The sequence below is a fragment of the Bradyrhizobium lablabi genome, assembly GCF_900141755.1.
In the GTDB taxonomy this organism is placed as follows: Bacteria; Pseudomonadota; Alphaproteobacteria; order Rhizobiales; family Xanthobacteraceae; genus Bradyrhizobium; species Bradyrhizobium lablabi_A.
Map to the genome: position 1 here is coordinate 7,449,504 of NZ_LT670844.1, position 13,618 is coordinate 7,463,121.

Annotated in this window: 15 protein-coding genes; 14 read left to right on the forward strand and 1 reads right to left on the reverse strand. The window is 63.5% G+C overall.

Annotated features, from left to right (window positions below; genetic code table 11):
• Positions 1-166 precede the first annotated feature (166 nt).
• From glyA to B5526_RS34885, 8 genes are all read left to right on the forward strand, one after another.
• A complete protein-coding gene (gene glyA / locus B5526_RS34850) occupies positions 167-1,468 on the forward strand; it encodes a serine hydroxymethyltransferase (protein ID WP_079545893.1) in 1,302 nt (433 codons plus the stop codon).
• A 12-nt stretch (positions 1,469-1,480) separates the two neighbouring features.
• Positions 1,481-1,963 (forward strand): transcriptional regulator NrdR, encoded by a 483-nt coding sequence (gene nrdR, locus B5526_RS34855; protein ID WP_079544166.1) that lies wholly within the window; start codon positions 1,481-1,483, stop codon positions 1,961-1,963.
• Positions 1,960-3,114, forward strand: coding sequence for a bifunctional diaminohydroxyphosphoribosylaminopyrimidine deaminase/5-amino-6-(5-phosphoribosylamino)uracil reductase RibD (ribD, locus tag B5526_RS34860; RefSeq protein ID WP_079544167.1), 1,155 nt, complete (start codon positions 1,960-1,962; stop codon positions 3,112-3,114). Before nrdR ends, ribD begins: the two co-directional genes overlap by 4 nt.
• Positions 3,114-3,722 (forward strand): riboflavin synthase, encoded by a 609-nt coding sequence (locus tag B5526_RS34865; protein ID WP_079544168.1) that lies wholly within the window; start codon positions 3,114-3,116, stop codon positions 3,720-3,722. Before ribD ends, B5526_RS34865 begins: the two co-directional genes overlap by 1 nt.
• 72 nt (positions 3,723-3,794) lie before the next feature.
• On the forward strand, positions 3,795-4,286 hold the full coding sequence (ribH, locus tag B5526_RS34870; RefSeq protein ID WP_079544169.1) for a 6,7-dimethyl-8-ribityllumazine synthase: 492 nt from the start codon (positions 3,795-3,797) through the stop codon (positions 4,284-4,286).
• A gap of 2 nt (positions 4,287-4,288) precedes the next feature.
• Positions 4,289-4,798 (forward strand): transcription antitermination factor NusB, encoded by a 510-nt coding sequence (gene nusB / locus B5526_RS34875; protein ID WP_079544170.1) that lies wholly within the window; start codon positions 4,289-4,291, stop codon positions 4,796-4,798.
• 154 nt (positions 4,799-4,952) lie between these two features.
• Positions 4,953-5,954, forward strand: a complete 1,002-nt coding sequence (gene thiL / locus B5526_RS34880) for a thiamine-phosphate kinase (RefSeq protein WP_079544171.1) — start codon at positions 4,953-4,955, stop codon at positions 5,952-5,954.
• Between the two features lie 209 nt (positions 5,955-6,163).
• The gene (locus B5526_RS34885; RefSeq protein ID WP_079544172.1) at positions 6,164-8,284 is read left to right on the forward strand and encodes a sodium-translocating pyrophosphatase; all 2,121 of its coding nucleotides are present in this window, start codon (positions 6,164-6,166) and stop codon (positions 8,282-8,284) included.
• A gap of 73 nt (positions 8,285-8,357) precedes the next feature.
• On the opposite strand, the gene B5526_RS34890 is transcribed toward B5526_RS34885, so the two are convergent.
• Entirely contained in the window at positions 8,358-8,843 is a 486-nt protein-coding gene (locus tag B5526_RS34890; RefSeq protein ID WP_079544173.1) for an outer membrane protein assembly factor BamE, read from the reverse strand.
• Positions 8,844-8,950: 107 nt separating this feature from the next.
• Between B5526_RS34890 and B5526_RS34895 the strand changes: the two genes are divergently transcribed.
• From B5526_RS34895 to B5526_RS34920, 6 genes are all read left to right on the forward strand, one after another.
• On the forward strand, positions 8,951-9,499 hold the full coding sequence (locus B5526_RS34895) for a ubiquinol-cytochrome C chaperone family protein (RefSeq protein ID WP_079545895.1): 549 nt from the start codon (positions 8,951-8,953) through the stop codon (positions 9,497-9,499).
• Positions 9,500-9,513: 14 nt separating this feature from the next.
• On the forward strand, positions 9,514-10,086 hold the full coding sequence (locus B5526_RS34900) for a YceD family protein (RefSeq protein WP_079544174.1): 573 nt from the start codon (positions 9,514-9,516) through the stop codon (positions 10,084-10,086).
• A 314-nt stretch (positions 10,087-10,400) separates the two neighbouring features.
• Positions 10,401-11,462: a phosphate acyltransferase PlsX gene (plsX, locus tag B5526_RS34905; RefSeq protein ID WP_079544175.1), complete on the forward strand. Its 1,062-nt coding sequence runs from the start codon at positions 10,401-10,403 to the stop codon at positions 11,460-11,462.
• Entirely contained in the window at positions 11,459-12,436 is a 978-nt protein-coding gene (locus B5526_RS34910; RefSeq protein ID WP_079544176.1) for a beta-ketoacyl-ACP synthase III, read from the forward strand. Before plsX ends, B5526_RS34910 begins: the two co-directional genes overlap by 4 nt.
• A gap of 132 nt (positions 12,437-12,568) precedes the next feature.
• Positions 12,569-12,898, forward strand: coding sequence for an integration host factor subunit alpha (locus B5526_RS34915; protein WP_079544177.1), 330 nt, complete (start codon positions 12,569-12,571; stop codon positions 12,896-12,898).
• 44 nt (positions 12,899-12,942) lie between these two features.
• Positions 12,943-13,515, forward strand: a complete 573-nt coding sequence (locus B5526_RS34920; RefSeq protein WP_079544178.1) for a MerR family transcriptional regulator — start codon at positions 12,943-12,945, stop codon at positions 13,513-13,515.
• Positions 13,516-13,618: the final 103 nt, after the last annotated feature.

The window sequence follows — 13,618 nt, forward strand, 5'->3', positions numbered from 1 at the left end:
CGCAATCCCCCACTATCCCCACCATATCTTGCATAAATAACAGGCTGATACCGCAAGTGCTTGGCCGCCGCCGCCCGATATGGTATCCCGCGAGGGCAGCTTCCGACCGCCACAAATGACCGTCCGCATCCGCCCCAAAGGCTTGCGGCGGTGGAGATATTCGCCGATGAGCTCTTCCGCCAAGACCGCTTCCGCGCCCGACTCGTTCTTTACGGCCACGCTTGCCGAGGCCGATCCGGAAATCGCCGCCGCGATCAAGGGTGAACTCGGCCGACAGCGTCACGAGATCGAATTGATCGCCTCGGAAAACATCGTGAGCCGCGCCGTGCTGGAAGCGCAGGGCTCGGTGATGACCAACAAATACGCGGAAGGCTATCCCGGCGCGCGTTACTATGGCGGCTGCGAATGGGTCGACGTCGCCGAGACGCTGGCGATCGATCGCGCCAAGAAATTGTTCGGCGCCAATTTCGCCAACGTGCAGCCGAATTCCGGCAGCCAGATGAACCAGGCGGTGTTTCTGGCGCTGCTGCAGCCCGGCGACACCTTCATGGGCCTCGATCTCGCCGCCGGCGGTCATCTCACCCACGGCGCGCCGGTGAATGTTTCCGGCAAATGGTTCAAGGCGCAGCATTACTCGGTGCGCCGCGACGACCAGATCATCGACATGGATGAGGTCGCGCGCCGCGCGGAAGAGGTAAAGCCAAAACTGATCATCGCCGGTGGATCGGCCTATTCGCGCTCCTGGGACTTTAAACGTTTTCGGGAAATCGCGGACAGTGTCGGGGCCTATTTCATGGTCGACATGGCGCATTTTGCCGGCCTTGTCGCCGGCGGCGTGCATGCCTCGCCAGTGCCCTATGCGCATGTCACGACGACGACCACCCACAAATCGCTGCGCGGCCCGCGCGGCGGCTTGATGTTGTGGAACGATGAGACGCTGACCAAGAAGTTAAACTCGGCCGTATTCCCTGGTCTGCAAGGCGGGCCGCTGATGCACGTGATCGCCGCGAAAGCGGTGGCTTTTGGCGAAGCGCTGCGGCCGGATTTTAAAATCTACGCGAGGAACGTGGTGGAGAACGCAAAGGCGCTAGCCGAGGCGCTGCGCGCCAATGGCCTCGACATCGTCTCCGGCGGCACCGACAACCATCTGATGCTGGTCGACCTCCGGCCGAAGGGATTGAAGGGCAACGTCTCGGAGAAGGCGCTGGTGCGCTCGGCGATCACCTGCAACAAGAACGGCATTCCGTTCGACCCCGAGACCCCGTTCGTCACCTCCGGGCTTCGGCTGGGCACGCCGGCCACGACCACGCGCGGCTTTGGCGTCGGTGAATTCAGGCAGGTCGCAGGCATGATCGCCGAAGTGCTCAACGCGATTGCGCAATCGCCTGATGGTAAGGCGCCAATGGTGGAAGCTGCGATCAAGGAACGGGTCAAAGCGCTCACCGATCGTTTTCCGATCTATCAATAAGGTCTTCCGCGGATGCGATGCCCCAGCTGCAATAGTCTCGATACGCAGGTGAAGGACTCGCGTCCGACCGAGGATTCCGCCGTGATCCGGCGGCGGCGGGTGTGCGTCGCCTGCAATTTTCGCTTTACCACTTTCGAGCGCGTGCAGTTGCGCGAACTCACGGTGATCAAACGCAATGGCCGCCGGGTGCCGTTCGATCGCGACAAACTGGTGCGTTCGGTGCAGATCTCCTTGCGCAAGCGGCCGGTCGACCCGGAGCGGGTCGAGAAGATGGTCTCCGCCATCGTGCGCGAGCTCGAAAGCGGCGGGGAAGCTGAGATTTCATCGGAAGCGATCGGCGAGATCGTGATGGAGCATCTGCGCCAGCTCGACGACGTGGCCTACGTCCGTTTCGCTTCGGTCTATCGCAACTTTCGCGAAGCAAAAGACTTTGAGGCCGTGCTCGGCGAGCTCTCCGGCGACGAGGACGCGCGGGTTACGCTGTTACGCAAATGATCTTCCGCATCCTGGAAGACCAACTCGCGGAAAAATCGAAGCAGTCAAAGGCCGCCGATGCACGCTTCATGCGGCTCGCGCTGACGCTCGGGCCGCGCGGACAGGGCCGCACCTGGCCCAATCCCGCCGTCGGCGCGGTCGTGGTCAAGGATGGCGTGATTGTCGGCCGCGGCTGGACCCAACCAGGCGGCCGTCCCCATGCCGAACCCGAGGCGCTCAAGCGCGCCGGCGAGGCGGCGCGTGGCGCCACGCTCTATGCGACGCTGGAGCCGTGCTCGCATTTCGGCAAATCGCCGCCCTGCGTGGACGCCATCATCGCCGCCGGTATCGCGCGCGTGGTGTCGGCGATCGAGGATCCCAATCCGGAAGTCGCTGGCCAAGGCCACGCAAAACTCCGTGCCGCCGGCATCAAGGTCGATATTGGCCTGGGCGCTTCGGAGGCGGCGCATGATCACGCCGGTCACTTCAGCCGCATCCGCGACAAGCGCCCGCATGTCATCCTGAAACTCGCGGTATCGCCAGACGACAGGATTGGAGCTGCCGGCCACAAGCCCGTCGCCATCACCGGCGATATGGCAAAAGCGCGGGTCCATCTGCTGCGCGCGCAATGCGACGCCATCCTGGTTGGGATCGGGACGGTGCTCGCGGACGATCCGCTTCTGACCTGCCGCCTGCCGGGCATGGAGGCACGCTCGCCGGTGCGGGTGGTGCTCGACCGCGCCTTGCGCATCCCCGGCACCGCAAAACTGGTTCATTCCGCGCGCGAAACGCCGTTGTGGGTGATGACCTCGAGCCTGTCGGAGGCGCCCGCCGCCATGAAGCTCGGGGCCGCCGGCGCGCAAGTGATCCGCGTCGCCACCACGAAAGCGCCGCCGCCGGGGCTCGATCTTCTGGCGGTGCTGCATGCGCTGGCGGAGCGGGGCATCACCCGGCTGTTGGTGGAAGGCGGCGCCCGGGTGGCGTCATCCTTTGTCGCGGCCGGCCTCGTCGACGAAGTCTGGCTGCTGCGCGGCGCAAATCCGGTCGGCGCCGACGGCGTGCCGGCGCTGGACGCATTGCCGCTGTCCGCTCTCACGCAGTCGCCCACCTTCAAGCGACGTGCTAGCGAAACGCTGCAAAACGACACACTCACAATATACGAGCGCGCATAATGTTCACCGGCATCGTCACCGACATCGGCGAGATCACAGCCCTGACGCCGACCGCGCAGGGGCAATTGCACCGCCTGCGCATCGCCTGCCGTTACGATCGCTCGACCATCGCCGACGGCGCCTCGATCGCCTGCAACGGGGTCTGCCTCACGGTGGTGGCGTCGGGTGTTGCGGGCGACAAGACCTGGTTCGATGTCGATGCCGCCGCCGAAACGCTGGGCATGACCACGGCCAAACATTGGGCCGTGGGAACAAAACTCAATCTCGAACGGGCGCTGAAAATCGGCGACGAACTCGGCGGTCATATCGTCGCGGGACACGCCGACGGCATCGCCACCATCGTGCGGCGCGACGATCTGCCGGATATGGCGCGGTTCGAACTGCGCACCACGCGCGAACTGGCGCGCTTTATCGCCGCAAAGGGCTCGGTGACGCTGGATGGCGTGTCGCTGACGGTCAATACGGTCGAGAATGTGGTATTTTCGGTGCTGATCATCCCGCACACGCTCAATGTGACCACACTCGGTGGCTGGCGCGCGGGGGCTGAGGTCAATCTCGAGGTCGATCTGATGGCGCGCTATGCCGCGCGGTTATCGGAAATGAAGTAGAAGCGTACTTGGCATGGGGCATCGCTGCGCCTAAAAGCAGCACAACTGACACATAATACCGATTGGCATGTAATGGCGGACGCGCGGCGCGCACAATTAAAAGATCAAACCGACATCTCCGGCGCCCGCGCGCTGATCGTCGAGGCCCGCTTCTATGACGACATCCAGGATGCGCTGTTGGAAGGCGCGCTCGCCGAGCTGAAGGCTGCCGGCGTTTCCCATGACGTGATCACGGTGCCCGGGGCGCTGGAAATTCCGGCTGCGATCGCGATCGCGCTCGATGCCGCGGAACAGAGCGGAAAACCCTATGATGCGGCGATCGCGCTCGGCTGCGTGATCCGGGGCGACACCATCCATTTCGAAATCGTGTCGATGGAATCTTCGCGCGCGCTGATGGATCTCGCGGTGGCGCGAAAGTTTCCGCTCGGGAACGGCATCATCACCGTCGATACCGACGCGCAGGCCTGGGCGCGGGCACGCGCCGGCGAGCTCAACAAGGGCGGCGACGCCGCGCGCGCGGCGCTCGCAATGCTGCGCATCAAACGCCGCGTGACGCGGACCTGATCATGACAGAAAACAAGACAAAACCGGCAAAAGGCCAAGAAAAAGGTAAAGACAAAAAGGCTAACCGGCGCGGCGCGGCCCGGCTCGCCGCCGTGCAGGCGCTCTATCAAATGGATATCGCGGGCGCCGGCATCAACGACATCTTTGCCGAGTTCGAGAGCCACTGGCTTGGCAGCGAGGTCGAGGGTGACAAATATCTGCCGGCGGAAGCGGCATTTTTCAAAGACGTCGTATCCGGCGTGGTGCGCGACCAATCAAAACTCGATCCCTTGATCGACGACGCGCTTGCAAAAGGCTGGCCGCTGAAGCGGATCGACGCGATTTTGCGCGCGGTGCTGCGCGCCGGCTCCTACGAATTGGAGCATCGCAAGGATGTGCCCGGCCGCGTCGTGGTGTCGGAATATGTCGATGTCGCGCATGCCTTCGTCGATGCCGACGAGACCGGCATGGTGAACGCGGTACTCGACCAGATCGCCCGCCAGTTCCGCGCCGACGAGTTTTCGCGGGGGTAGGAGAGGTGAGCGGCTGCCACACATTCCGCCGTCATCATCCGCGAAAGCGGATGATCCAGTACGCCGCGGCGGTTGTGCTTGATCACCGGACTCCCGGCGTACTGGATCGCCCGGTCAAGCCGGGCGATGACAGCCCTGGGATGGATGGCTCGTTGTGACTGATCGGCAGAACAGTCCTTCCGGCGAAGACTCCTTGATCGCGCGCTACTTCAAGCCGCTCGCGACCGATCCCGGCGCGTTCGGTCTCGGCGACGACGCCGCGATCCTCAAGGCTGAGGGCGACGAGATCGTGGTGACGACCGACGCCATTGTCGAAGGCGTTCATTTCCTGTCCGGCGATCCGCCCGACACCATCGCGCGCAAGGCGCTGCGGGTGAACCTCTCTGACCTCGCCGCCAAGGGTGCGACGCCGGCAGGTTTTGTGCTAACGCTGGCGCTGCGTTCCGCCGAGGATGCCTGGCTGACGGCGTTCGCGCGCGGACTTAAAGAGGATGCCAGCCACTTCGGTTGCCCGCTGCTCGGCGGCGACACGGTTTCCACGCCGGGCCCAGCGATGATCTCGATCACCGCGTTTGGGCGGGTGCTACCCGGCAAGATGGTCCATCGCAGCGGCGCCAAGCCCGGCGACCGTGTGGTGGTGACGGGGACGATCGGCGACGCCGCGCTTGGCCTCGATATACTCCGCGGTGGCGACGTTGCGAGAGCGCTCGGCGCCGACACCGCGGCAAGAGAGATGCTGGTTTCACGCTACCGCGTGCCGCAGCCGCGCAACGCTCTCGCGCAAGCGGTTCGCGCTCATGCGAGCGCCGCGATGGATGTTTCCGACGGTCTCGCCGGCGATCTCGCAAAATTATGCGCGGCGTCGGGCGTCTCGGCGGTGATCGACGCGCCGGGCATCCCGTTGTCCGCACCCGCCGCAACACTGCTCGCACGCGGCACGGTCGGCATCGAGGCCATCGTCTCCGGCGGCGACGATTATGAGATCTTGTGCGCCATCCCGGAAGATCGCTTTGAGGCGTTCGCACGCGCGGCAGGGATCGCCGCAGTGGCCGTGACCTCGATCGGGACGATGATCGCGGAGGCCTCCGTTCCGAGGTTTTTCGATGATAGGGGCAGGCAGATTGCCCTAAAGCGCCTCTCCTACAGCCATTTCTAGGAGAATTGCCCATACCGCCGGTTCCGAGACAAAAAGCCTGCCGAATTCGACCGATTAGGCGCCGCGCGGCGTTGCGCCGGGGGTGCGATTTTGGCATGGTCCCCGCCGATTTAAGGCCGCCCTTTTGGGCAGGGCAGGCCTTCTTTTTATGCGCTCGCCGCTCCCGCGGCGACGGGGTGGGTTGAGATTCAAAATCTGAGGCAAATTCAATGACAGCATTATGGTTGATTGTGCTCTGCGGAGCGCTTTCCATCGCTTACGCAATCTGGGCAACGGCGTCGGTTTTGAAGGCGGACGCCGGCAATCCGCGGATGCAGGAAATCGCGGCCGCCGTGCGCGAGGGCGCGCAGGCCTATCTGAAGCGCCAGTACATGACAATCGGCATGGTCGGCATCGTCATCTTCGCGCTGTTGGCCTACTTCCTCGGCATGCTGGTTGCTGTCGGCTTCCTGATCGGGGCGGTGCTGTCGGGTGCCGCCGGCTTCATCGGCATGAACGTCTCGGTCCGTGCCAATGTGCGCACCGCGCAGGCCGCGACAACGTCGCTGGCCGGCGGACTTGAACTCGCCTTCAAGGCCGGCGCCATCACCGGCATGCTGGTTGCGGGTCTGGCGCTGCTCGGCGTCACCATCTACTTCGCCTATCTCACCCACTTTCTCGGGCTCGCCGCCAACAGCCGCACCGTGGTCGATGCGTTGGTCGCGCTCGGCTTCGGCGCCTCGCTGATTTCGATCTTCGCGCGTCTCGGCGGCGGCATCTTCACCAAGGGCGCCGACGTCGGCGGCGATCTCGTCGGCAAGGTCGAAGCCGGCATTCCCGAAGACGATCCGCGCAACCCCGCCACCATCGCCGACAACGTCGGCGACAATGTCGGCGATTGCGCCGGCATGGCCGCCGACCTGTTCGAGACCTATGCGGTGACCGCGGTCGCCACCATGGTGCTGGCCGCGATCTTCTTCGCGAACTCGCCGCTGCTGGTGAACATGATGACGCTGCCGCTCGCGATCGGCGGCGCCTGCATCATCACCTCGATCGTCGGCACCTTCTTCGTGAAACTCGGCGCCAACCAATCGATCATGGGCGCGCTATACAAGGGCCTGATCGCGACCGGCATCCTTTCCCTGATCGCCGTTGCCGGCGTGATCTACTGGCTGGTCGGCTTCGGTCCGCTACAGGGCGTGAAATTCACCGGCATGGCGCTGTTCGAATGCGGCATCGTCGGCCTCGTCGTCACCGGGCTGATCATCTGGATCACCGAATACTACACCGGCACCGAATTTCGTCCGGTGAAGTCGATCGCGGCGTCGTCCGTCACCGGTCACGGCACCAACGTCATCCAGGGCCTGGCGATCTCGATGGAGGCGACCGCAGGGCCGGCGCTCGTGATCATCGCCGGCATTCTCGTCACTTACAGCCTTGCCGGCTTGTTCGGCATCGCGATTGCCACCACCACGATGCTGGCGCTGGCCGGCATGATCGTGGCGCTCGACGCCTTCGGCCCCGTCACCGACAATGCCGGCGGCATTGCCGAAATGGCCGGTCTTCCGAAGGAAGTGCGCAAAGCGACCGACGCGCTCGACGCCGTCGGCAACACCACCAAGGCCGTGACAAAAGGCTATGCTATCGGCTCCGCCGGTCTCGGCGCGCTGGTGCTGTTTGCGGCCTACAATGAAGACCTCAAATACTTCATCTCCAACACGGCCAAGTTCCCGTACTTCCAGGGCGTGGTGCCCGACTTCTCGCTGAATAACCCTTACGTCGTGGTCGGCCTCCTGTTCGGCGGCCTCTTGCCCTATCTGTTCGGCGCCATGGGCATGACGGCGGTCGGCCGCGCGGCCGGCGCCATCGTCGAGGAAGTCCGGCGTCAGTTCCGTGAAAAGCCCGGCATCATGCAGGGCACCGACAAGCCGGACTACGGCAAGGCGGTCGATCTTCTGACCAAGGCGGCGATCAAGGAGATGATCATCCCGTCGCTGTTGCCGGTGCTGTCGCCGATCTTCGTGTACTTTGCGATCTATGTGATCGCGGGCGGCGGCGCGGCCGGCAAGTCGGCGGCGTTCTCGGCGGTCGGCGCGATGCTGTTGGGGGTGATAGTGACCGGTCTGTTCGTCGCAATTTCGATGACCTCGGGCGGCGGCGCCTGGGACAATGCCAAGAAGTACATCGAGGACGGTCATTTCGGTGGCAAGGGTTCTGAGGCCCACAAGGCCGCGGTAACCGGCGACACCGTCGGCGATCCCTACAAGGATACGGCCGGCCCCGCCGTCAACCCGATGATCAAGATCACCAACATCGTCGCGCTGTTGCTGCTGGCGATCCTGGCGCACTGAGCGGCGACAGATGATCTCGAAACAAAGACCCCGCGGTGCGAACCGCGGGGTCTTGTCATTGGCGCTATCGCGTCTAGTTGAAGCTGAGCAGCTTGAACAATGGCGTCAGGTAGCTGAGCTCTTGGCCGGAGGTCGGTGTGGTGCGGCTGATGAAGTCGAAGATCTTGCCGTCCTGCAGCCCGTAATTGGCGAGCCGTTTCACCTGGCGGTTCTTGTCGAAATAGATCGCGATCACCCGCTGGTCGACCACCCGCTGATTCATGAACGCGACCGGGCGCTCGGAGCGCTGCGAGATGTAATAGAACACCTCGCCGTTGAGGGTGGCGACCGTGGACGGCGTGCCCATCACGATCAAGACCTGATCCTGGCTGGCGCCGATCGGGATTTGCTCGAGCGCGCCGGGAGGCAGGATGTAGCCCTTCTGGAATTGCTCGCCGGTGCAGCCGCCTAGCACCGCGCACACCAGGGCGATGGCGGCAGCAGTGCGCAGGCCGCGCCACTGCGCCGTCAGGCCGCGCGGAGGACGCAGGCGTGAGCTCTTAAGCCTCGTCTCGGTCATGTCTGGAACTGGTCCCGTCCCCTTGCATCGCGCGAGGCGTTGACGTACCCGGCAGCATGTTCAATTGCAACATGCGCGAGCCCGGAGGCTCGCCTGTGGAACCCACAATGCTTTGGCCGTTCAATCACTTCAGGAAACCCCGGACACCCCAAGGCACCATCGAGGCCATCTATGGCACGATCGTGACGCAAGCGCGAGAACCCTTGTTTTATCGAGACTTGGGGGTGCCGGATACGGTTAACGGCCGTTTTGACCTGTTGGTGCTGCATTTGTGGATGGTGTTGCGCCGCGTGCGGCCGATTGCCGGCGGCGCGGGCCTCTCCCAGGCGCTGTTCGATCACTTCTGCGAGGATATGGACGGCAATCTGCGCGAAATGGGCGTCGGCGACCTCACCGTGCCCAAACGCATGCAGGCCTTCGGGGAGGCGTTTTATGGCCGCAGCGCGGCCTACGATCTCGCTTTGGCCGCCGGCCGTGAACCACTGGCGCAAGCGCTGGGCAAGAATATCTTGAATGGCGATCAAATTGAAAACGCGAGGCGACTTGCCTTCTACGCCGAGGCAGCCATCGCGGCGCTGGATGGATTGAGCGACGCGGCGATACAAAACGGATCCTGGCGATTTCCTTCGCCGGCTCGCGTGGGCGTAACGCACTAGACGGAACGAGCGACATGACAGACAAAGCCCATCCATGGAGCGTTCCCGTCACCGTAGCGCAAATACCCGATACCGGGTTGCATCGCGACATCGAAACTGACCAAGCCGCGCGCGAGGCGATGGCTGAGATCGCGGATTTGCGCGAGATCCTCTCGGCGAGCGCCTCGCTCGATGTGATGCCGAAGGGCGGGGGCGGCTTCCATGTTACCGGCCGGGTTCGCGCACGGGTCGGACAGACCTGTGTCGTGACGCTCGATCCGATCGAAAACGACATCGACGAAGAGATCGATCTGATCTTCGCACCGCCGGACCAAATTCCCGGGCTGTCCGATCTCGTCGACGATGCTGCCGAGAGCGATGAGGAAATTCCGGATCCGCCGGAGCCGATCATCAACGGCGTCATCGATCTTGGCCGGCTCGCAACCGATGCGCTGTTTCTCGCAATCGATCCCTATCCGCGCAAGCCGGATGCGGTTTTCGAGCCGCTGGTGGTCGCTGATGATCCCGATGACCATCCGTTTGCGGCGCTGAAAGCGTTGCAGGTTGACGCAAAGCCGCAGGGTCCGAAAAAGCCTGACAAGCACTGACGGCGCGCTGAACCATCGTAACTTGTTCGCTGAATTCGTGTTCCGGCGGAGGTGGATACCGGCTTGCGTCAATAATCCGACGTAATATATTGAGTTAGCTTGCTTTATTGGCGTGCGCCGATTCCGCGTTGTTCCAGTCCGGCACCCAAAAGAGGGTGGTCAAGAGGTTGTGTCGGGGCGGGGACACGCTATTGTCGCGGCCCGGCCGAGGTGCAGCGTTGCGCTTCGCCGATCACCGCTTATCCATAGCGATTTCGAGTGTCCGCGGCTTAAGGCGCTTCAAGACCGCAAGAGATCAGGTTTCCGGGACGTTCATGCCTCAAAAGGTTCGAATCGCGCTTGACGCCATGGGTGGCGATGTCGGCGCATCGGTCGTCATTCCCGGCGCCGCGATTTCATTGACCCGACATCCCGACAGCGAATTTCTGCTGTTCGGCGATCGCGCGCTGATCGAGCCGCAACTGGCAAAGCATCCGGCGATGAAGAAAGTCTCGCGCGTCGTTCATACCGACGTCGCCGTCAGCAGCCACGACAAGCCGAGCCAGGCCTTGCGCCGCGGCCGCAAGACCTCGTCGATGTGGCTGGCGATCGACGCCGTCAAGAAAGGCGAGGCCGATGTCGCGGTATCGGCCGGCAATACCGGCGCGCTGATGGCGATGGCGCGCTTCAACCTGCGGACGCTGCCGGGGATCGACCGCCCGGCGATCGCGGCGGTATGGCCCACGATCCGCGGCGACTCTGTGGTGCTTGATCTCGGCGCCACCATCGGCGGCGACGCGCATCATCTGATGGAGCTGGCGGTGATGGGCAGCGCGATGGCAAGCGTCTTGTTCAATCTCGAACGGCCGACGGTCGGCCTGCTCAACATCGGCGTCGAGGAAATCAAGGGCCGTGAGGAGATTCGCGAGGCTGCGGAATTGCTGCGGGCGATGAACCTTCCACAGCTCGAATATATCGGCTTCGTCGAGGCCGATGGTATCGGCAAGGGCGCCGCCGACGTCATCGTCGCCGAAGGTTTTAGCGGCAATATTGCCCTGAAGGCGACCGAGGGCACGGCCCGCCAGATCAACGATTTTCTCCGCGCCGAGCTGTCACGGACCTGGCGTTCCAGGATCGGCTACCTGTTCGCGAAAAATGCGTTCAAGGCATTGCGCGACAAGCTCGATCCGAACAAGTCCAATGGCGGCGTGCTGCTCGGTCTGAAAGGCATCGTGGTCAAGAGCCATGGTGGAACCGACGCCGAAGGCTTTGCATATGCGGTCGACGTTGGCTATGAGATGGTCCATTACGATCTCCTCAACAAGATCAATCAGATGCTCAACCCGGACGGCGGCGCGCCTCCGTCGGCACCGACCGCGCAGGAGGCTGTCTCGTGACTGCAACACGTTCGGTCGTGCTCGGCTGCGGCTCCTATCTGCCGCGGCAGATCCTGACCAATGCCGAACTGGCAGCGCGGATAGATACCTCTGACGAGTGGATCGTGCAGCGCACCGGCATCAAGCAGCGCCACATCGCCGCCGAAGGCGAGTTCACCTCGCACTTAGCGATCCACGCGGCGCGCGCGGCCATTGCCGATGCCGGCATCGACGCGCAGTCGATCGACCTGATCGTGCTGGCGACCTCGACGCCGGACAACACCTTTCCCGCGACCGCGGTCGCGGTGCAGGAGGCGCTCGGCATCCACCACGGCGCGGCCTTCGATCTGCAGGCGGTGTGTTCGGGCTTCGTGTTCGCGCTCGCGACCGCCGACAATTTCCTGCGCACGGGTGCATTCAAGCGCGCACTGGTGATCGGCGCCGAGACGTTTTCGCGGATCCTCGACTGGAACGATCGCGGAACCTGCGTGCTGTTCGGCGATGGCGCCGGCGCCATCGTGCTCGACGCGCAAGAGCAGCCCGGCAAACCATCCGACCGCGGCGTGCTGACGACCCATCTGCGCTCCGACGGCCGGCACCAGTCGAAACTATACGTCGATGGCGGTCCGTCCTCGACCCAGACGGTAGGCTATCTCCGGATGGAGGGGCGCGAAGTCTTCAAGCATGCGGTCGGCATGATCACCGACGTGATCGTGGATGCGTTCAAGGCCACCGGCACCTCGGCCGAGGAGATCGACTGGTTCGTTCCACACCAAGCCAACAAGCGAATCATCGACGCTTCCGCGCACAAGCTGCATATTGCGCCGCGGAAGGTTGTGTTGACGGTCGACCTGCACGGCAACACCTCGGCGGCGTCGATCCCGCTGGCGCTGACGGTCGCGGTCAGGGACGGACGCGTGAAGAAGGGCGATCTGGTGCTGCTGGAAGCAATGGGCGGCGGCTTCACCTGGGGATCGGCGCTGTTGCGCTGGTGAGCGTTACGTTAAAAAGTCTGTGCACTTTGTTGACTTCTTTCATGCTATTGCATTGATGAGCGCTGTTGACCGGCGTATATTAAGCTCATAATTTCAGATAGATATTGTTCGCCGAGAGCGCGGGGCAAGGCGATGACCGGAACCGGAAAAACTGTAACACGCGTTGACCTATGCGAAGCGGTCTACCAGAAGGTGGGGCTGTCGCGTACGGAATCCTCAGCCTTCGTGGAATTGGTGCTGAAGGAGATCACCGATTGCCTGGAGAAGGGCGAGACGGTGAAACTGTCCTCGTTCGGCTCGTTCATGGTGCGCAAGAAGGGCCAGCGCATCGGCCGCAATCCGAAGACCGGCACCGAGGTGCCGATTTCTCCGCGGCGGGTGATGGTGTTCAAGCCGTCGGCGATCCTGAAGCAGCGGATCAACGGTCACAGCCCCAGCAACGGCGAAAGCAAGACCGACTAGGTTTCATCGGGGGCGAGCGGACAAGCAGAGGGAGACTTAAGCATTTGGACAAGGCGCCGGATGCGTTCCGAACCATCAGCGAGGTCGCCGCCGACCTCGACATCCCCCAGCACGTGTTGCGGTTTTGGGAGACGCGGTTCGCCCAGATCAAGCCGATGAAGCGCAGTGGCGGCCGGCGCTATTACCGGCCGGACGACGTCGATCTGCTCAGGGGCATCCGCCGACTGTTGTACGGCGAGGGCTACACCATCCGCGGGGTGCAGCGCATCTTGAAAGAGCATGGCATCGGCTCGGTCCAGCGTCTGGCCGATGCGTCGGCGGTTGCAGCTTTCGGCGCGATCGAGGAGGTGGTCGGTCAGAGCCTGCTGGAGCAGGATGATGACGCCATCCCCGGCCTCGGCCTCGACCTTGACGACGACGATTATGACGGCGGCAACGAAGGCACAGATTTCCGCCGCGCCGAGCCCGACGAGGACGGCATCCCGGCGTTCGACGCTGACCCCGTTCCGGGCACCCAGGGTGGCGCCCGCCCGCTCGACGTCGCCCGCCTCAAAGGCGTGCTGCAGGACCTCATCGCCTGCCGGCAATTGCTGGATTCCGCGCTGAAGGACGGCTAGCCGCCGCGCGACGCCGGAACCGGCTGTTGGCGCTAGGGATATGCCTAATCCCGCGCCCCGTCAGGCTTCTTGCGCCCAACGCTGATCGAAGCTAAGGGAACGG